Here is a 19,196-nt window from a genome sequence, read left to right on the forward strand (position 1 = left end):
ACAATGAAAAAAAATGCCCAGTCCGTGGAAGCCTGGCTGGAGGCGATGATCGCCGTCGCGCGTTATTACCGTCTCGATTTCTCCCAGGAAAATGTGCGCGCAACCGTCAACTGGGAGCGCGACAGCAAGCGGGAAGAGTTATTGACGGATATGGCGCGCCAGCTGGGTATGGGGCTGCGGTTGGTGGCGTTCTCCGCTGACTCGCTCAACCCCTGGCGGCTGCCGTTGATTGCGGTATTTGATAATCAGCAGATTGGGGTGATTACCCGCCGGGATAACCACGACAATATCAGCATTCAGTTCAGCGGTGATGGCGGGCTGGAAACCACGCTGAACGTTGCGGATGTTGAAGAGAAAATCGTTGAACTGGCACTGCTGCGTCCGCTTAGCGCTATTCCTGACGCGCGGGTAGATGATTACATTCGCCCCTATCAGGCGAACTGGTTCTGGAGCCTTTCGCTTAAAGACTGGCGGCGCTACGGCGATATTATGCTGGCCTCGCTGGTAGCGAACGTGCTGGCGCTGGCGGCGATGATTTTCTCAATGCAGGTTTACGATCGCGTGGTGCCTGCGCAGTCATACCCGACGCTGTGGGTGCTGTTTGCCGGGGTGATGATGGCGATTTTGTTTGAGTTCTGTATGCGCATGGTGCGCACGCACCTTTCGGATATGATTGGCAAACGGGCGGATTTACGAATTTCAGATCGCGTTTTTGGCCACGCCTTACGGCTTAAAAATAATGTGCGTTCGAAATCCACCGGATCGTTTATCTCGCAGATCCGCGAACTGGAATCGGTGCGAGAACTCATTACCTCGACCACCATTGGCGCGGTAGCGGATCTGCCATTCTTCCTGCTGTTTGTCTTTATTTTATGGTTGATTGGCGGCTGGCTGGTGCTGGTTGTTTTGCTGGCGCTGCCTTTGCTGGTGATCCCTGGTCTGCTGTTACAGCGCCCGCTGGCGCGGCTGGCGAATGAAGGGATGCGTGAGTCTGCGGTGCGCAACGCAACGCTTGTAGAAGCCGTACAGTCTATTGAAGATATTAAACTGCTGCGCGCCGAGCAGCGTTTCCAGAATCAGTGGAATCACACCAACGATGTGGCGTCGTCTATCAGCATGAGGCAACGTTTTCTTACCGGTCTGCTGCTGACCTGGACGCAGGAAGTACAATCCATCGTCTACGTGGTGGTGCTGCTGGTAGGCTGTTTTATGGTGATGAGCGGCGACATGACCACCGGTGCACTGGTCGGTACGACCATTCTGGCTTCGCGCACTATTGCGCCACTGTCACAGATTTCCGGCGTACTCTCGCGCTGGCAGCAGGCAAAAGTGGCACGTAATGGCCTCGACGAACTCATGAAGCGTCCGGTGGATCAGCCGGAGCATGGCAAACTGGTGCATAAAGCGGTGCTGAACGGTCATTATCAGTTTAGCAACGCGGTATTTTATTACGATGAAGAAGAGAAAATTGCCGATGTGGCGATCGGCAAACTCACCATTCAGGCGGGTGAGAAAATCGCCATTCTCGGGCGCAACGGCGCGGGAAAATCGACGCTGCTACAAATGCTTGCCGGAATGCGTATTGCTCAGCAGGGGCAGGTGTTGCTGGATAATATCAGCATCGGGCAGCTTGATCCGGCCGATCTGCGCCGCGACATGGGGCTGCTCAGTCAGACCGGACGACTGTTCTTTGGCTCGCTGCGGGAAAACCTCACCATGGGGATGCCTGAAGCCAGCGATGAAGATATCGAACGTGCGTTAACCCTCAGCGGGGCGCTGCCCTTTGTCCAGAAGCAGAAGAACGGCCTCAACTATATGATTCAGGAAGGGGGCTTTGGTCTTTCCGGCGGTCAGCGGCAAACCTTGCTGCTGGCGCGGTTGCTCATCTCACAACCCAATATCGTCCTGCTCGATGAACCCAGCGCCTCGCTGGACGAAATTGCCGAGGCGCACGTAATCGAAAATCTGAAGCAGTGGGTGGGGCAACGCACGCTGGTGATCGCGACTCATCGCACAATGATGCTGCAACTGGTAGACCGCATCATCGTGATGGATCAGGGCCGCATTGTCAGAGACGGCGCGAAAGAGACGATTCTGCATGAACTCAACGGCGCGCCGGTGCGTCGGGTCACCGTACAAAATGATAAGGGGAGCGCGGCATGAATGGTCAGATTCAGTTTAACCGTGGCCTGAACGAAGCGCGATTACCGCGTTCAGCACTGGCTGTACGTCTTGTCGCCGTTGTGTTTCTCTGCTTTCTGGGGTGGGCATACTTTTTCAAGCTCGATGAAGTGACGACCGGGACGGGCACCGTCGAGCCTTCCGGGCGCGATCAGGTCGTGCAATCGCTTGAGGGGGGCATTCTTTATCATTTGAATGTGAAGGTGGGGGATATTGTTGAGCAAGGCCAGCCACTGGCGCAGCTTAACCGAACCAAAACAGAATCTGATGTGCAGGAAGCTCAATCGCGCTTATATGCGGCGCTGGCGACCTCCGCGCGCCTCAATGCAGAGGTCAATAACACGTCACTGGTATTTCCCGATGAACTCAAGTCGCAGCCCGAGCTCATTGCCTCCGAAACCGCGCTTTACACTACGCGTCGCGAAGCGCTGACGCGCTCAATTTCAGGCCTTGAAGAGGGCATTCGTCTGGTTAATCGCGAGCTGGGAATGACACAGCCCCTTGTTAAGCAAGGCGCGGCGAGTAGTGTGGAAGTCTTGCGTTTGCAGCGCCAGTTAAACGAGATGCAAAATAAGATTACCGAAATCAGAACCCAGTACTACGTTCGCGCGCGTGAAGATCTGGCGAAAGCGAATGCCGATGCGCAAGCGCAGCGTTCCGTTATTCGCGGGCGTGAAGATTCGTTAACCCGATTGAATTTCACCGCCCCGGTGCGCGGCATTGTAAAAGACATCGATGTCACGACGGTAGGCGGGGTTATCGCCCCCGGCGGCAAATTAATGACCATCGTACCACTGGATGAGCAACTGCTGATTGAAGCTAAAATCTCACCGCGCGATGTGGCGTTTATTCATCCAGGGCAAGCTTCGCTGGTGAAAATTACCGCTTACGATTACTCGATTTTCGGCGCCTTAGCGGGTGAGGTCGCGGTGATTTCACCCGATACCCTTCAGGACGAGGTTCGTCGTGATGTTTACTATTACCGGGTATACATTCGCACCGACAGTAATCATTTGCAGAACAGAGCCGGGCAGTCGTTCCCGATATTTCCAGGGATGGTAGCGACGGTGGATATCAAAACCGGACGCAAAACGGTGCTTGATTACCTGCTGAAGCCGTTTAATAAAGCGCGAGAAGCGCTGCGTGAGCGTTAATTTAGCTCGTGGATCACATACTCGCCGCTCAGCATTGGGCGGCAGAGTATTTTATAGCCATCCTGATCAAACCCTGTCGCGATCCGCGTCAGGGTTTCCGCTTCAGTGAGCGATTCCACCGCCCCAAGCCATAGCCAGTTATGAACAATATGGTAGTGGGTGAGGGTGTCACTTTTCTCCTCCAGCGCCACCGGGCCTGTCCACGGCCAACAGACCAGTTGTAAATGGGCCAGCGCGCTGCGTAATCTGTCATTGTGATCATCTATGCTTTCACGGCCACAGCAGGCACCCGCGCAGCGCCCCAGCATTGAACGAAAACAGGCGCGCCCCCGACTTAACGGTTCAAGCCCCATGATGCCATAGCAAAGACGTTGTGCATCAGCCACAGACTTCAATGCTTCAAGGGCAGCGCGACGATTGGCAAACAGGCCAAAGAGGCCTGGCGTGTGGGAAAAATCGACTTCGCGGGCGTATACCACCTGAGGCACATTTCCCTGGAGACGCAGGGAACACAGTTGTTTATTGCGGCGGAGCCGTTTATTGAACAGCGGTTGCTGTTCTTTAATCAGGCGAGCCTCAAGTAACAACGCGCCGAGTTCGCCGGCGGTCGGTTGCCAGCTAATGCGTCGGGTCTGTTGCAGTAGTGCCGCTTCCTGCTGGGTACGAAAGTGCGACATCACGCGGCTGCGAATATTGACACTTTTACCGATATAGAGAGGAAGCGTGTCGCTGTCGCCGTGAAAAATGTACACACCGGGCAATTTCGGCAACGTTTCCAGGCAATAGCGCAGATGCTCGGGATAAGTGTAGAGAGGCCCCAGGAAGGGCTCGGGCCGGACGGGAACCCTGCGGTTGACCATAATAACTCCAGATACTGTTTATGCATACAGCTTACCGGGCGGGACGACAATGTCAATCCTCTACCCGGTGCTGTGACGTTGCATAGCCGTATCCTTACGCGCGCTGATCCGTCAGCCAGCTTTTAAACACATCGGTACGGAGTGTTTGCATAAAGTCGATGTTTCCGGAACACCCCAACTTCTTAATCAAATTCGTTCGCATCTGATAAACCGTCTTGATATGGACGTTAAGATTTTCTGCCATTTCAATGATTTTTTTACCGTCAGACATCTGATCAAGCAAGGTGGTTTCTCGTGCAGAAAGTTTTACTTTTTGCTCAATCTGGCAGTTATCTTCATTCTTTTTCCGCAAGCTTGTCAGGAATTTCACAATTTCTTCAACCGATGCCTTCGATGAAATATGGTTGACGGTAAAGGAATCAAGGAAATTATATCGCTGACCATCACTCAATAAAATAAAACGATGCGTACGCAGGTCGTAATCATGTCGCTTTACGTTAACATATTGACTGGCGGAAAAAATCACGTAACGAATGTTTTGGCGATCTAATCTGACATCTTTAAGAACTTCACGTAAACCATATTCAAGGAAATTGTCATCCAGCCAGAGATCGACCAATTCCAGTTTAACAGGGCATGCTTCACCGTTCATAATGACTCCAGATTAAAAAAGAATTGTTAATAAAAGCCCATCATCAGCTCATGATTTAGATATCATCGAGCGTATGATCTACCACTATTTCGAGCGTTTTACGGATGACATCAGCGGAAAGCACGCTGTCGGTGCATTCGAGAGAGTGAATCAATGAAGCAATGATGTTCTTATTATTGATGGTTTCGCCTGCAGCCATCAGATGGCGAACCGCGCCACCGAGGATTTCTGCTTCATCAGCTAACATATCACCGGCTTTCAAAAAGTGTTCGGACAATGCTTTATTCTGAATAGACTGGTAGAAATCATATTGCTGTAACATAGCGGTTCTCATCTGTTAGTTGTGTGAGTGTTTATCATCGAAAATATTTCAATGAATGTTTTTGTTTGTTTCGTTTATCGAAAGATCCTTTCTACCGTCTTTGCGGTGTTTAACGCCTTTGTGGCCAGCGGAGTCCGCTTCTTTCGATGCTGTAAATTCCTGGATTTCTTTTATTACCACATATAATGCAGAGAGACGCTCTGAATCAATTTCGTGACTCTGCATATTATTCAGCTCATTTAACAAGGCCTGGACATTAACCGGCATTTTGTTTTTAATGAGCTGCAGAGTGGCCTCACCAATTAAAGTGTCTTTCAGCTTTTTATTACTACTTTTCATAACTGCTATCTCTTATGCTGTTAAACCACAGGGCACACAGCATGAAGTTGTCTCAGGTGGTGGGGTATTCGTCATCGCCACACTGAGCAAAAATCTCCCTTATGAAGTTCGGTTTTCAAAAAGTAAACCAATCAGCGCGTTGTAGTGCTTCTCTTCTTCCTTGCCAGAAGCCTGTTCAAGGCGGCCCAGTAATTTTGTACACAGTGACTTGCGGTTAAGGTTTTTACCGGCGCTGAGAATCTCGACCACGATTTGCCCCAGAGTTTCCTGTTGAGTCGGAAGGGCTGCCTTATTGAAATAGCTGGAAATGGCACTGGCTGAATCCATGGTGTATTGACGGTTCTGCTGCATGTGTCGCTCCTGTTAAAGACGTTATCGTGTATCACTTTGCGTTAACAAACTCATAAAAATTGTACATAAATCCTGTACAAGCGATGCATTAATTTTTAGCAAAAAGTGCTATTGCTTATAAATCATAGAGATATAAGTTATACAGGCGTACAAAGATAAGAATTATCTGTACATAAAAGGGGGGGGTGTCCGTAAGAACTGAGTGAAGAAGAGCAATGTTGAAATTCATCAAGTGTAATGTTAAATCAATGTATTAATTGAAAGCTATTTGACAGGTTATCTGCTAATGTTTAGAAAAATCTGTAGTCGGAACCGCTATGCTTACCACGATTATTTATCGCAGCCATTTATGTCACGACGTTCCCGTCAAAGCCCTTGAGGGAATGGTAGCGGCCGCCAGCCTTAGGAATGCTGAGGCAAACGTCACCGGGATACTGCTCTTTAACGGCACGCATTTTTTTCAGTTGCTTGAGGGCCCAGAGGAACAGGTTCGACGTATTTATCACGACATTGTACAAGATCCTCGACACTACAATCTTGTAGAACTGTTATGCGACCATGGCCCCACTCGCCGATTTGGCAACGTTGGCATGGAGCTTTTTGACCTGCGCGAGCACGCCAGGGAAGAGGTGCTGCAAACCGTGCTGGATAAAGGCACTTCGCTCTATCAACTCACCTATAACGATCGTGCCTTGCAGTTTTTCCGCACCTTTGTCGAGTCGACAGAGAAGGACAATTATTATGAAATTCCGCCAGCCGAGAGCTGGGAATTCGTGCCGACCAAAATCAGCGACGAGCTGGGCCCTTTTAAGGCCTCTTCGGCTACTGACTACACCTTAGCGCTGCAACCCATCATTGACCCACTGGCGCAAGAGATCATCGCCCTTGAGGCCCTGATGTTCACCCGGGAGGGTGAAATGTCGAATGTCTATTGTGATAGCTTACGCGGCGACGATATTTATGAAGTTGACCTCGTCAGTAAGAAAGTGGCGTTTGAGATGGTGAGGGAGCGTGATCTGCGTGGGCAAATCTTGTCCGTTAACCTGTTGCCAATGACGTTGGTTAAAATCCCTAACGCCGTGGATTATCTTCTTCATGAGATAAAAATTAACGGTCTGGTGCCCGAGCAAATTGTGGTTGAATTTACTGAGCACGAGGTGATTTCCGGTATTGAAGAGTTTACCGCGGCGGTACGTGTACTGAAGTCGGCAGGTATCAGCGTGGCTATTGATAACTTTGGTGCCGGGTTTGCCGGCCTGCAACTGCTGGCGCAGTTTCAGCCCGACCGAATCAAGATTAATGCCGAACTGATTCGCGATGTCCACAAAAGCGGCCCACGTCAGGCGATTGTACAGGCTATTATTCGCTGCTGCCGCTCGCTGGAAATTGTGGTGTCTGCTCTGGGTATTGAAAAAGCGGAAGAGTGGATGTGGCTTGAATCTGCAGGCATTTCCCATTTCCAGGGCGATCTGTTTGCCCAGCCATATCTTGAAGGTACGCCCTCCATTGCGTGGCCGGAAAAGAAAGGGTTACTGTAAAGCTGTACAACTCCCCCGTTAGCTTTCATTCCTCTTGCGGCAGCGCGCCGTAAGAGGGTGATTTATCCTAAAACCCCCATGATGTCCGTTGATATTCCTCATTTTTTACAGCTTGTTTAATAAAAGTTAACGACTTTAATACTCATCCTGCTCCAAAAGGCTGTACAATAAAAACTAAGTTATACAGACGGTACAGACATTACCCAGGGATGTAATGGTTGAGTTGCGAGGCATTATGGCTTTTTACAGTATCGGCGACGTGGCCGAAAGATGCGGAATAAACCCGGTAACGCTGCGTGCATGGCAGCGGCGCTATGGGTTGCTCAAACCCCAGCGCAGTGAGGGGGGGCATCGCCAGTTCGACGAAGAAGATATTCAGCGAGTTGAGGAAATCAAACGCTGGATTAAAAGCGGCGTTCCGGTTGGGAAGGTGAAAGCGCTTCTCGAAGAGAGCCGTACCATGACGCACGATGACTGGACCTATCTTCAGGAAGAGATGATGTCCGTATTGCGCTATGCCAGTCCGTCAAAACTTCGCGCAAAAATTGTCGCCGCCGGGCGTGAGCATCCGGTTGATGCCTTGATCGATCATGTTTATGGGCCCGTACGTCAGCGACTCAGCCTTGATCATAATACCGCGCGTATTATGTGCAGTATGTTTGATGGTGTTCTGATTGAATATGTCGCGGCAACCTTAACTGAACGCCGACGAAAGTCTGGAAAAGAAGCGTTGCTTATTGGCTGGGAAATCGACGATCGCGTTCGTCTTTGGCTTGAGGCCTGGCGTTTGTCTCAGTCCGGATGGCACGTTTCCGTACTGGCAGAACCGCTCGAATCTCCTCGCCCTGAACTCTTCCCAGGCCAAACGTTATTTGTCTGGACAGGGCTTACTCCCACAAGACGGCAACAAGAATTACTGCAGCACTGGAACGAGCAGGGTTACGCAATTACGTTCCATCAGCCTTGATGACCGCATCGCGGTCTTTTCGGCCTTCTCGTCTGAGACACTCGTCTGTTGCAGTCTGCAAATCAGCAAGCGTATCAATATCCAGCACGATACCGATATCGTCGACGTCAATATTAACTAACCGGCCAGACTGTTGTGCCTGCTTCACCACGCCACGCCCGCCCGTCTCTCCTGATAATGCCGTTAAATGCGGCAAATAGTGTTTTCCAAACGCGACAGGATGCCCATTTTTCATGCGATAACGGGGCACGATCACCGCATCGTCGCGTAGTGCTTTCGCGATCTGTATCAGCGTCTTCGTCTCAATCAGGGGCAAATCAGCGGGCAAAATAAGCCATCCTTGTGCCTGCCGTGTCGCCAGAACACCGCGCCGGATGGAGTCCCCCATGCCGGAGGCCGCTGCTTCGGGTTGCACAAGATACCAGGGCAATGCCGATTGCTGTACGCTTTCCAGCGTGCGATCGAGCACACGTCTCCCGCACAGCTCTGCGTCGAGTTTATGATGCTCCGCGCCGGAGGCATAAAAGCGTTCACTTTTTCCGGCGGCAAGAATAATCACCACGGGCCCGTACATTGTCATTGGCCTGAGCCTTGTCGGGCATTGGCGACGTCGGCGAGTACCGACAGCGCCAGCGTGCGCGAATCACGCGCCTTGGGTATAAGACCGATGGGCGCAGTAATTCTGGCGATTTCGGTTTCCGTCCAGCCCCATTTTCGCAACAGCGCTTTTCGCCGCTGATGGGTTCGCTCACTGCCCAGCGCGCCAATGTAAAAGGGGCGGCATAGGCGTGATTGCGCCAGTAAAGATTGTTCCCGATCGAGATCGTGCCAGAGTAAAATCAACGCGCTGTGCGTATCCATGAGCGCCGGATCGTCCGTCACCTCATAACCCGCCGCGCGCGCCAGTTGGCGCGTCATTTCGGCTTCTATATGATGCCCGGAAAGAATCAGCCGTACAGTCGGGTGATAGGCGATAACAAATTTGTCTGCAACCCATCCGGTATGCTGAGGGAGGACGATACCTTCCAGCTGACCGACACGGCTGTTGTAGATCAATGCGACAGACTGACGCTGCTCCAGGCTACCCAGAACATCGCGCAGCGGTGCGGAGGAACGCAGCGCGTGGATCTTAAGGGTAATGCCACCACCACAGGGCAAAACGATATCAAACCACGGCGATCCCTGACCATAACGCACCGATTTATCCTTTCCTGTGGCGATAACCTCCAGCGCCTCCCAGGCAACGGCGCACTCTACGCAGCCACCCGAAACGTAACCGCAATAATGTCCATCTTCGCGCACGGCCATTTGGCTGCCTGTCGCGCGGGCTGCGCCGCCGTGTATATCGGTAAGGGTGACTAACGCTACGCCCATACCACTTTCCAGCGAATCGACGGCAAAACGCAATATCGTCGCGGGATCGTCAGTGCGTAGTGCCTGCTCAGGCGTGCATTGCAAACGCTGTAACATCGCAGCTCCTTACGCGTTTTCCGGCAGGCCATGAAGCAGTTTATCCAGCGTCAGGGGATAATCCCGAACCCGAACCCCCGTCGCGTTGTAAACGGCGTTGGCAATGGCCGCGCTGACACCACACAACCCGAGCTCGCCGACACCTTTCGCTTTCATTGGCGAAGAGACGGGATCCGTATCATCCAGGAAAATCACCTCCTGATGAGGGACATCGGCATGCACCGGTACTTCGTAGCCGGCCATATCATGATTCACGAAATAGCCCAAACGTGTATCAACCGTCAGTTCTTCCATCAGGGCTGCGCCAAGGCCCATGGTCATCGCGCCAATCACCTGACTTCGGGCGGTCTTAGGATTGAGTATTCTTCCTGCGGCGCACACGGCCAGCATGCGCCGTACGCGGATTTCGCCCGTTACGGCATCTACCGCCACTTCAACAAAGTGTCCGGCAAAAGTCGATTGCTGATATTTTGTCGCCAGTTCATCAAATTCAATGCGGTCTTCTGCTTGCATTGGTTGTCCGGCAAGCACATCAATCAGGCGTATTTCACGTGAGCGATCGCTAACTTTTTCATTTTCAAACACGGCGAGTGCCGGATCGATACCGGCTTTGTCGGCAATTTGTTTACGCAGTTTGACGCAGGCTGCATAAACACCTGAAGTTGACGTATTCGCCCCCCATTGCCCACCGGAACCGGCAGATACGGGATAGAGACTGTCGCCCAGACGCACGCTCACGTTTTCCAGCGGTACGCCCAACATTTCGGCGGCAGTTTGCGCAATAATGGTGTAGCTCCCGGTACCAATATCGGTCATGTCTGTTTCAACCGTAACGTCGCCTCCGGCACTCATCATCACTCGCGCGGCGGACGTCTCGAGCAGATTGTTGCGAAAACCAGCGGCCATACCCATACCAATCAGCCAGCGGCCTTCACGCACAGCGCCTGGCGTGGCAGTGCGCTTGTTCCATGCGAAATGTTCCGCGCCAGTGCGCAGGCACGCTATCAACTGACGACGGGAAAAAGGGCGCTCGGGATCGGACGGGTCGACCTGAGTATCATTACGAATACGAAATTCGACCGGATCGATGCCTGTCTTTTCAGCCATTTCGTCGATAGCGATTTCCAGCGCCATCAGGCCGGGCGCTTCACCCGGCGCGCGCATGGCATTACCTTCGGGCAGATCGATTTGTGCCAGCCTTAATCCCGTATGACGATTTGCTCCGGCATACAGGAATTCCGTCTGCTGTACAGCGGTCTCTGGCGTGCCACCAGGCAGATTGCCAGACCAGCTATCGTGTGCAATCGCAATAATTTTACCGTCGCTATCCGTCCCAATGCGAATATGCTGACGAGTTGCGGGGCGATGGGTGGTGTTGTTTGGGATTGTGGGGCGGGGCAGCATCACTTTTACCGGACGTTTAATCGTTTTCGCCCCAAGCGCGGCCAATAGCGCATCGCTACGTAAAAAGAGCTTGCCCCCAAATCCACCGCCAATATAGGGCGAGACAATACGAATATTCTCTTCGGGTATCTTCAGGGTGACGGCTACATCTTTTTTGCACCAGTTCACCATCTGATTAGATGTCCAGAGAGTCAGCTTTTCGCCTTCCCACTGGGCGGTTGATGCATGCGGCTCCATGGCCATGTGGCTTTGATCCGGCGTCGAGTAGGTGGCATCCAGTTGATGCACACACCCGGTAAACGCCGTTGTAAAATCGCCGACGTTTTTATCCGGAGTATCATCAGGCGGCGTGGTCACTTTTGATTTGGCTTCATCCAGATCCCATTCGCCCTGCTGGCGCTGGTAACTGACCTGAATCAGCGCCGACGCGGCACGCGCCTGTTCGAAGGTTTCTGCCACAACTAACGCAATCGCCTGATGGTAGTGTTCGATTTCCGGGCCGCCGAGCAGGGTGGCGGCATTTCTTTCGCCTTTCCCTAACGTGCCGGCCTGCTTCGCGGTTATTACGGCAAGCACGCCGGGCGCCGCTTTGGCTGCCTGTGTATCCATGTGCGTAATACGGCCTTTGGCTATCGATGCGCCCAGTACATAGCCATAAGCGGCGTCAGGTGCCTCTTCAGAGCGCTCATAGGCGTAATGCGCGCGTCCGGTGGTTTTTAACGGGCCATCAATACGATCGTGCGGCTGACCGACGACACGCAGTTTGTCTATCGGGTTGTTGCCGGCAGGTTGAGTGAATTTCATATTATGTCCTCGCCTGAGCCAGTACGGAGGCCAGCGTGCGCTTCGCCAGCGTGAGTTTGAATTGATTCGCCGGGGTAGGCGTGGCATCAGCAAAGAGTTTTTCGAATACGGCTTGTGCCCCGTCAGGTAACGCCCGGTCAGCTTCCTGCTTTCGCCACGGTTGATGCGCCACTCCGCCGAAAGCCACCCGGCCCGTTCCATCCTGATGGATGACGGCGGCCACCGAGACCAGGGCAAAAGCGTACGACGCGCGGTCGCGAATTTTTTGATAGATATGTGTGCCACCCAATGGTGGGGGTAACGTGACGGCGACGATCAGTTCCCCTGGCGCGAGCGTCGTTTCTTTATCAGGCGTTGAGCCTGGCGGCAGATAAAAGGCATCGATAGGAATACGTCGTTGGCGGCCATCGGGATTAACCGTTTCAACGACCGCATCGAGCAGGCGCATCGCTACCGCCATGTCGCTGGGATGCGTGGCAATACAGGCTTTACTGGCTCCGGTTACGGCATGCTGACGGCTAAAGCCGTCCAGCGCCGCGCATCCGCTACCGGGTACTCTTTTATTACACGGTTGGTTGGTATCATAGAAATAGGGGCATCGCGTGCGCTGCAGCAAATTTCCGCCGGTGGTCGCCTGATTTCGTAACTGGCCGGACGCCCCCGCGAGCAACGCTCTGGCCAGCACCGCATAGTCACGCCGAATAAGCATATGGGCGGCCAGATCGGTGTTCCGCACCAGGGCGCCAATGCGCAGGCCGCCTTCCGGCGTGGTGTCGATGCTGTCTAACCCCAATCCATTGATATCTATCAGGTGCAGGGGAGCCTCGATTTCTAATTTCATGAGATCAAGCAGGTTTGTTCCACCGGCGATGAATTTTGCCCCCCGGTTCTGCTGCGCGCTCCTTGCTGCTTCGGCGGGCGTTTTCGCACGTTCATAGGTAAACGCTTTCATGATTTTTTCTCCCCGCTGACGTCATTAATTGCCGCCAGAATATTGGCGTACGCGCCGCAACGACAAATATTGCCGCTCATCCGTTCACGGAGTTCATCGTCATTCATTGGCGCTGGCGAAACCAGATCGTGCGTGACGTGGCTTGGGATCCCCGCATTGATCTCATCCAGCATGGCGACAGAAGAGCAAATTTGCCCTGGGGTACAATAACCACACTGGTAGCCATCATGTTTAATAAAGGCAGCCTGCATCGGATGGAGGGATTCTGGTGAGCCAAGCCCTTCGATGGTGGTGATTTCTGCATTTTGGTGCATGACCGCCAGCGTCAGGCAGGCGTTAACCCGCCGCCCGTCGAGCAGGACTGTGCAGGCACCGCATTGACCATGGTCACATCCTTTCTTGGTTCCCGTAAGATGAAGATGCTCACGCAGGGCATCCAGCAGCGTTGTACGAGTATCAACTTCTAACGTGTACGCCTTTCCATTTACCTGAAGCGTAACGGGCATTATCTCAGGTGCAGGCGTAACGCGAGGTGCGGATTCACCAATCGCATGTTGAGGATAAACGGCAGCTGTTGCCGCAGTTGCCGCGCTGATTTTTAATAGCGTACGCCGTGTCAGGTTAAGATCGGGATGGTTTTCAGATGCATCGCCTTGCTTGCTCATGCCAGGCCTCCGGTAGGGATAAAAATAGTTTCGCTATTTTTCTTAAAACATTAAGGATAGCCCTTATTTTCACAAGGAATATTCCTAAATCTCCAGGCGAGCGTGGTGTAATTAGCGCTTCATTCTTAATTTAGCAATTAGTGCTATCCATGCTGAAATAATGCAGTGACAAATTTCCTACTGTCGGGATTATTTTTCTTATTATGCGCAATGAGCGCAGGGTTAATTTTTGAATGAAATAGGAGTTATTCTGTTTTTAATAATTTTTAATCAAACATCTGGAAAATAAGCCGGATTGACACGTTTTTTCATCCAGATAACACTCAAAACAGACCTCTCAAAAATCAATAAGTTTCATTTTAACATTTTACTGTTCATCTCTTTCGTGGCTGCATTGTTTGTATATGGAGCGTTTATATGAATAGAATTTATCGCGTGATATGGAATAGTACTCTTCAGGTATTTCAGGTCTGCTCGGAATTGACTCGCCGGGTAAGTAAAACATCCACTGTTGATCGTTGTAATCCCCCAGCCGTGATAAACAAAATCAGCACGCTGGCTCTGAGCGTGTTGCTGGCGCTCGCGGGTACAGCGTCTGCGGCGCCGCTGGAGATTGATAATGGCCAAAGTGTGACTATTGATACCGCAGTTGGTTATGACGTCTACCAGGTCGGGTGGAATAGCGTTGGAGAACTCAATATTTTGACTGGGGGTAATGCTTCTTTAAACACTATTACCACCAGTGTGGTTGGCGCGAATGTAGGCTCCCAGGGCACCGTTAATGTAATGGGTGGGATCTGGCGATTGTATGATCCGGAGAATACTGGCAGGCCTTTAAATGTGGGGCAATCGGGAGTCGGGACACTGAATATTACGCAGAAGGGGCATGTTGATGGCGGGTATTTAAGGTTAGGTTCTTAGGCTACAGGCGTTGGGGCTGTTAATGTCGAGGGAGAAGATTCGGTTCTAACGACAGAATTATTCGAAATAGGGAGCTACGGCACTGGCTCATTAAATATTACCGATAATGGTTACGTCTCGAGTTCAATTGTCGCCATTGTAGGCTATGAAGGAGGCAGCCACGGCCAGGTTTTCGTCGAAAAGGGCGGTAACTGGCAGATACAAAATGAGGACGCAACCATTGAATTCCAAATTGGTAATCGTGGAACCGGGGAAGCGACTATTCGCGACGGGGGCCAGATTACGGCTGAAGACACATTTATTGGCGGTAACCCCAGCGGCGTCGGAACCCTGAATGTGCAGGATCCTGATTCGGTCATTACGGTTCGCAGACTTTATAACGGATATTACGGTAATGGCACGGTTAATATTTCTAATAGTGGTCTGCTTAATAATAAATATTTTTCATTGTTGGGCGTGCAGGATGATTCCCATGGCGTTGTCAACGTGACAGATAACGGGCATTGGAATTTCCTCGGGACGGGCGAATCTTTCCGTTATATATATGTCGGTGACGCTGGCGATGGTGAACTGAATGTTACGAGTGAAGGTAAGGTTGATTCAGGTATTATTACCGCCGGGATGAAGCAGACCGGTAAAGGGATGATTACTGTCAAAGACAAAAACTCCGTGATGACTAGCCTCGGTACCAATATCGGCTATGACGGCCAGGGAGAAATGAACATCAGTAATGAGGGACTGGTCGTCAGTAATGGGGGGAGCTCGATAGGTTATGGTGAAAGCGGGACAGGGGATGTCAACATTACCACGGGAGGCTTGTGGCAGGTCAATAATAATGTCTTTACCATTATAGGATCAGAGGGTATCGGTAACCTCAATATTCGCGATGGCGGTAAGTTTATATCGAAAAACATTACTACTTTGGGTGATAAAGCAAGCGGTTTCGGAACGCTGAACCTGACGGATGATATATCAACCTTCGATACGGTTGGTCTCAATGTGGGTAATTCTGGGAATGGCATCGTCAATATCCGTTCTGGTGCAACGCTTAATTCACCGGGCTACGGATTTATTGGTGGAAATACCTCCGGGAAAGGGATAGTCAATGTTTCCACGGGGAGTCTGTGGAATTTAACGGCACCAAATTCCAACGCTCAATTGCTGCAGGTTGGGGTATTTGGTACTGGTGAACTGAATATTACCTCCGGCGGCGTGGTTCAGGCACGTGATACCCAGGTAGCCCTTAATGACAGGAGTCAGGGGAGCGTGCGGGTAGAGGGGAAGGATTCTCTTCTTGAAACATTCAATATGAATGTGGGGACGACCGGGCAAGGAACATTAACGCTGACGAATAACGGCATTCTGAGTGTTTTGGGTGGAGGAGTATATTTAGGTGTCTTTGAGCCTGCCGTAGGGACGCTCAATATTGGTGCCGCTCACGGTGAGGCGGCGGCGGATGCCGGGTTTATCGCCAATGCGACGAAGGTAGAGTTTGGTCTGGGCGAAGGCGTTTTTGTCTTTAACCATACAAATAACAGCGATACCGGTTACCAGGTCGATATGTTGATTACGGGTGACGATAAAGACGGAAAAGTGATGCATGACGCAGGCCATACGGTGTTAACTGCCGGAAACACTTATAGCGGTAAAACCCTGGTCAACGGCGGCCTTCTGACCCTTACATCACATACGACTGATGGTGTTACGGGGATGGGGGCCAGTGAAGTGACAATAGCTACCCCGGGAAACCTTGAGATTCTCGCCGCTACAAACAGTACCGGAGACTACACGCTGACTAATGCGCTCAAAGGCGAAGGTTTAATGCGAGTGCAGTTGTCATCTTCCGACAACATGTTCGGCTTTACTCATTCGACAGGGACTGAATTCTCCGGTGTTACACAACTGAAAGAGAGCACTTTTGCGCTGGAGGGGGACAACACGGCGGCGCTTACCCATGCGCTGTTGCAGTCTGACAGCAAAAATATCACCTCGGTAAAAGCGGGAGAGCAATCCATCGGTGGGTTGGCCATGAATGGCGGCACGCTGATTTTCACTACGGAAATGCCTGCCGCGACGCTTGCGGAGGGCTACATCAGCGCCGATACGCTGGTGGCAGGCGCGGGTGAGTATCGCTGGAAAGATCGTACCTATCAGGTTAATGGAACGGGCGATGTGCTTATCGACGTACCTAATCCCTGGAACGATCCGATGGCTAACAATCCACTGACAACCCTCAATTTGCTGGAACAGGATGATAGCCGTGTCGGCGTTCAACTGGTTAAGGCGCAGACGATTATTGGAACGGGAGGGGCGTTAACGCTACGTGATTTGCAGGGTGCGGAGGTTGCAGCGGATAAAACGTTACGCATTGCGCAAAACGGCACGGTGGTTGCCGATGGTGAATATGGTTTCCGTCTCACGACCGCGCCTGGTGATGGCTTATACGTGAACTATGGACTTAGGGCGCTGAATATCTACGGCGGGCAGGTGCTGACGTTAGCTGAACATGGTGGTGCCTATGGCGCAATGGCTGATATGTCGGCAAAAATTGGCGGTGAAGGGGATCTGGCAATCAATACGGTTCGACAAGTGTCACTTTCTAATGGTCAGAACGACTATCAGGGCGCCACCCTCGTTCAGATGGGAACACTGCGTACCGACGCGGATGGCGCGCTGGGCAATACGCGCGAACTGAACATCAGCAACGCGGCCATCGTCGATCTTAATGGATCGGCGCAAACGGTGGGAGCCTTCACCGGGCAGATGGGCTCGACCGTATTGTTTAAAGACGGCTCGCTGACGGTCAGCAACGGCGGGATGAGCCAGGGAGAACTTGCTGGTGGCGGAAACCTGAATGTTACAGGGGGCACGTTGGCAATCGAGGGGGTTAACGCACGCTACAGTGCATTAACCCGCATGAGTCCGGATGCTGAAGTTAGCCTCGATAATGCGCAGGGGTTGGGGAGTGGAAATATTGCCAATGATGGGCTGTTAACGCTGAAAAATGTGACTGGTGAACTGCGCAACAGTATGAGTGGCAAGGGCGTCGTGAGCGCGACCGCTGAAACTGATGTTGAACTGGGGGGTGACAATAGTCGCTTTGCGGGGCAACTCAACATCGATGCAGGTAGTGCGCTGAGCGTCAACGAGCAGAAAAATCTGGGTGACGCTTCCGTAATTGACAACGGTCTTCTCACGGTCGCCACCGAACGTGGCTGGGTGATGACCCACAGTATCACCGGTAGTGGCGATGTGACGAAACTGGGCACTGGGATCTTGACCTTAAATAATGAATCCGCTGCGTATCAGGGCATAACGGATATTGTGAGTGGTGAAATTGCTTTCGGTAATGACGCTGCCGTTAATATGGCAAGCCAGCACATCACTATCCATAACAGTGGTGTGATGTCGGGAAATGTCACCACTGCAGGCCATGTAAACATCATGCCCGGGGGGACGCTTCACGTCGCCAAAACCACTGTCGGCGGCAATCTGGATAATGGCGGCACGGTACAGATGAACAACGAAGGAGGAAAACCGGGTAATGTACTGACGGTTAATGGCAACTATAGCGGAAACAACGGCCTGATGACGTTCAACACGACGCTGGGTGGCGATAATTCGCCCACGGATAAGATGCGCGTGAAAGGCGATACACAAGGAAGTACACGCGTTCGCGTTGATAACATTGGCGGCGTAGGTGCACAAACGGTCAATGGTATTGAACTCGTCGAGGTTGGCGGTAATTCGGCGGGTAACTTCGCGTTGACCACTGGTACCGTAGAGGCGGGGGCTTATGTTTATACGCTGGCTAAAGGGAAGGGGGATGAAGCGAAAAACTGGTATCTGACCAGTAAATGGGACGGCGTGACGCCACCGGATACGCCCGATCCCATCGATAATCCACCTGTCGTGGATCCGGAAGGCCCCTCAGTGTATCGCCCGGAGGCCGGGAGTTATATCAGCAATATTGCCGCAGCTAACTCGCTGTTTAGTCATCGGTTACACGATCGTCTGGGCGAGCCACAATATACGGATTCACTGCGTTCCCAGGGGGCGGCAACCAGTATGTGGATGCGTCATGTCGGGGGGCATGAACGGTCGTCTGCCGGTGATGGTCAGTTAAAAACCCAGGCCAATCGCTATGTGTTGCAGTTAGGTGGTGATTTGGCGCAGTGGAGCAGTAACGCACAGGATCGCTGGCATCTTGGCGTAATGGCAGGTTATGCCAATCAGCACAGTAATACACAAAGCCACCGCGTAGGTTATAAATCGGATGGGCGGATCAGCGGTTACAGCGCGGGGCTCTACGCCACCTGGTATCAGAACGCTGCGGATAAGACGGGTGCCTATGTAGACACTTGGGCCCTGTATAACTGGTTCGATAACAGCGTCAGTTCTGATAATCGTTCTGAAGATGACTACGATTCTCGTGGTTTGACGGCTTCTGTTGAAGGGGGGTATACCTTTGAGGCAGGCACATTTAGCGGAAGTGAGGGGACGCGAAATACCTGGTATGTTCAGCCACAGGCGCAAATTACCTGGATGGGGGTGAAAGATTCTGATCATACTCGCAAAGATGGTACACGCATTGAAACGGAAGGTGATATAGTTTG

General features: G+C 52.0%; 14 protein-coding genes and 1 pseudogene. 5 read left to right on the plus strand and 10 right to left on the minus strand.

Annotation, left to right across the window (positions count from 1 at the left end):
- Positions 1-3: 3 nt before the first annotated feature.
- On the plus strand, positions 4-2,163 hold the full coding sequence (locus tag DBY68_RS03160) for a type I secretion system permease/ATPase (protein WP_108474275.1): 2,160 nt from the start codon (positions 4-6) through the stop codon (positions 2,161-2,163).
- Complete coding sequence (locus DBY68_RS03165) at positions 2,160-3,335, plus strand: HlyD family type I secretion periplasmic adaptor subunit (protein WP_108474274.1); 1,176 nt, start codon at positions 2,160-2,162, stop codon at positions 3,333-3,335. Before DBY68_RS03160 ends, DBY68_RS03165 begins: the two co-directional genes overlap by 4 nt.
- On the opposite strand, the gene cho is transcribed toward DBY68_RS03165, so the two are convergent.
- From cho to ycgZ, 5 genes are all read right to left on the minus strand, one after another.
- Positions 3,332-4,195 (minus strand): excinuclease Cho, encoded by an 864-nt coding sequence (gene cho, locus DBY68_RS03170; RefSeq protein WP_108474273.1) that lies wholly within the window; start codon positions 4,193-4,195, stop codon positions 3,332-3,334. The two genes, DBY68_RS03165 and cho, sit on opposite strands and share 4 nt — an antisense overlap.
- A 94-nt stretch (positions 4,196-4,289) precedes the next feature.
- Positions 4,290-4,847 (minus strand): LuxR family transcriptional regulator, encoded by a 558-nt coding sequence (locus tag DBY68_RS03175; protein WP_108474272.1) that lies wholly within the window; start codon positions 4,845-4,847, stop codon positions 4,290-4,292.
- Positions 4,848-4,902: 55 nt separating this feature from the next.
- A complete protein-coding gene (locus DBY68_RS03180; protein ID WP_108474271.1) occupies positions 4,903-5,169 on the minus strand; it encodes a biofilm development regulator YmgB/AriR family protein in 267 nt (88 codons plus the stop codon).
- Positions 5,170-5,217: 48 nt separating this feature from the next.
- On the minus strand, positions 5,218-5,508 hold the full coding sequence (locus DBY68_RS03185) for a hypothetical protein (protein WP_108474270.1): 291 nt from the start codon (positions 5,506-5,508) through the stop codon (positions 5,218-5,220).
- 99 nt (positions 5,509-5,607) lie between these two features.
- Entirely contained in the window at positions 5,608-5,859 is a 252-nt protein-coding gene (gene ycgZ, locus DBY68_RS03190; protein WP_108474269.1) for a regulatory protein YcgZ, read from the minus strand.
- 317 nt (positions 5,860-6,176) lie between these two features.
- Here ycgZ and DBY68_RS03195 point away from each other — a divergent pair, with 317 nt between their 5' ends.
- Positions 6,177-7,397 carry a diguanylate phosphodiesterase gene (locus DBY68_RS03195; RefSeq protein WP_108474268.1) on the plus strand — a complete coding sequence of 407 codons (1,221 nt, stop codon included), beginning with the start codon at positions 6,177-6,179 and terminating at the stop codon, positions 7,395-7,397.
- 235 nt (positions 7,398-7,632) lie between these two features.
- The gene (locus DBY68_RS03200) at positions 7,633-8,364 is read left to right on the plus strand and encodes a MerR family transcriptional regulator (RefSeq protein ID WP_108474408.1); all 732 of its coding nucleotides are present in this window, start codon (positions 7,633-7,635) and stop codon (positions 8,362-8,364) included.
- Here DBY68_RS03200 and DBY68_RS03205 read toward each other — a convergent pair.
- Genes DBY68_RS03205 through paoA form a run of 5 tightly spaced genes read right to left on the minus strand, consistent with a single transcriptional unit; the run spans position 8,345 to position 13,659 of the window.
- Positions 8,345-8,944, minus strand: a complete 600-nt coding sequence (locus tag DBY68_RS03205; protein WP_233503870.1) for a nucleotidyltransferase family protein — start codon at positions 8,942-8,944, stop codon at positions 8,345-8,347. The genes DBY68_RS03200 and DBY68_RS03205 overlap by 20 nt on opposite strands.
- Complete coding sequence (locus tag DBY68_RS03210) at positions 8,941-9,834, minus strand: XdhC family protein (RefSeq protein ID WP_108474267.1); 894 nt, start codon at positions 9,832-9,834, stop codon at positions 8,941-8,943. Before DBY68_RS03210 ends, DBY68_RS03205 begins: the two co-directional genes overlap by 4 nt.
- Positions 9,835-9,843: 9 nt before the next feature.
- Positions 9,844-12,042, minus strand: a complete 2,199-nt coding sequence (gene paoC, locus DBY68_RS03215; protein WP_108474266.1) for an aldehyde oxidoreductase molybdenum-binding subunit PaoC — start codon at positions 12,040-12,042, stop codon at positions 9,844-9,846.
- Between the two features lies 1 nt (position 12,043).
- Entirely contained in the window at positions 12,044-12,994 is a 951-nt protein-coding gene (locus tag DBY68_RS03220) for a xanthine dehydrogenase family protein subunit M (RefSeq protein WP_108474265.1), read from the minus strand.
- Positions 12,991-13,659 carry an aldehyde dehydrogenase iron-sulfur subunit PaoA gene (paoA, locus tag DBY68_RS03225; RefSeq protein ID WP_108474264.1) on the minus strand — a complete coding sequence of 223 codons (669 nt, stop codon included), beginning with the start codon at positions 13,657-13,659 and terminating at the stop codon, positions 12,991-12,993. The genes DBY68_RS03220 and paoA overlap by 4 nt, the downstream gene beginning before the upstream one ends.
- Before the next feature lie 417 nt (positions 13,660-14,076).
- Here paoA and DBY68_RS03230 point away from each other — a divergent pair.
- Positions 14,077-19,188 (plus strand): annotated as a pseudogene (locus DBY68_RS03230) (ECSE_1600 family autotransporter); the annotation flags it as partial.
- Positions 19,189-19,196 lie beyond the last annotated feature (8 nt).

Origin of the sequence: Pseudocitrobacter sp. RIT415 (assembly GCF_003057695.2) — a bacterium.
In the GTDB taxonomy this organism is placed as follows: domain Bacteria; phylum Pseudomonadota; class Gammaproteobacteria; order Enterobacterales; family Enterobacteriaceae; genus Pseudocitrobacter; species Pseudocitrobacter faecalis.

Excerpts from the sequence above, each read along its gene's own strand:
- DBY68_RS03200 (WP_108474408.1), top strand. The coding sequence starts at position 7,633 with ATGGCTTTTTACAGTATCGGCGACGTGGCCGAAAGATGCGGAATAAAC.
- DBY68_RS03160 (WP_108474275.1), top strand. The coding sequence starts at position 4 with ATGAAAAAAAATGCCCAGTCCGTGGAAGCCTGGCTGGAGGCGATGATC.
- DBY68_RS03205 (WP_233503870.1), bottom strand. The coding sequence starts at position 8,944 with ATGACAATGTACGGGCCCGTGGTGATTATTCTTGCCGCCGGAAAAAGT.
- DBY68_RS03220 (WP_108474265.1), bottom strand. The coding sequence starts at position 12,994 with ATGAAAGCGTTTACCTATGAACGTGCGAAAACGCCCGCCGAAGCAGCA.
- DBY68_RS03175 (WP_108474272.1), bottom strand. The coding sequence starts at position 4,847 with ATGAACGGTGAAGCATGCCCTGTTAAACTGGAATTGGTCGATCTCTGG.
- DBY68_RS03195 (WP_108474268.1), top strand. The coding sequence starts at position 6,177 with ATGCTTACCACGATTATTTATCGCAGCCATTTATGTCACGACGTTCCC.
- cho (WP_108474273.1), bottom strand. The coding sequence starts at position 4,195 with ATGGTCAACCGCAGGGTTCCCGTCCGGCCCGAGCCCTTCCTGGGGCCT.
- ycgZ (WP_108474269.1), bottom strand. The coding sequence starts at position 5,859 with ATGCAGCAGAACCGTCAATACACCATGGATTCAGCCAGTGCCATTTCC.
- DBY68_RS03180 (WP_108474271.1), bottom strand. The coding sequence starts at position 5,169 with ATGTTACAGCAATATGATTTCTACCAGTCTATTCAGAATAAAGCATTG.
- DBY68_RS03185 (WP_108474270.1), bottom strand. The coding sequence starts at position 5,508 with ATGAAAAGTAGTAATAAAAAGCTGAAAGACACTTTAATTGGTGAGGCC.
- paoC (WP_108474266.1), bottom strand. The coding sequence starts at position 12,042 with ATGAAATTCACTCAACCTGCCGGCAACAACCCGATAGACAAACTGCGT.
- paoA (WP_108474264.1), bottom strand. The coding sequence starts at position 13,659 with ATGAGCAAGCAAGGCGATGCATCTGAAAACCATCCCGATCTTAACCTG.
- DBY68_RS03210 (WP_108474267.1), bottom strand. The coding sequence starts at position 9,834 with ATGTTACAGCGTTTGCAATGCACGCCTGAGCAGGCACTACGCACTGAC.
- DBY68_RS03165 (WP_108474274.1), top strand. The coding sequence starts at position 2,160 with ATGAATGGTCAGATTCAGTTTAACCGTGGCCTGAACGAAGCGCGATTA.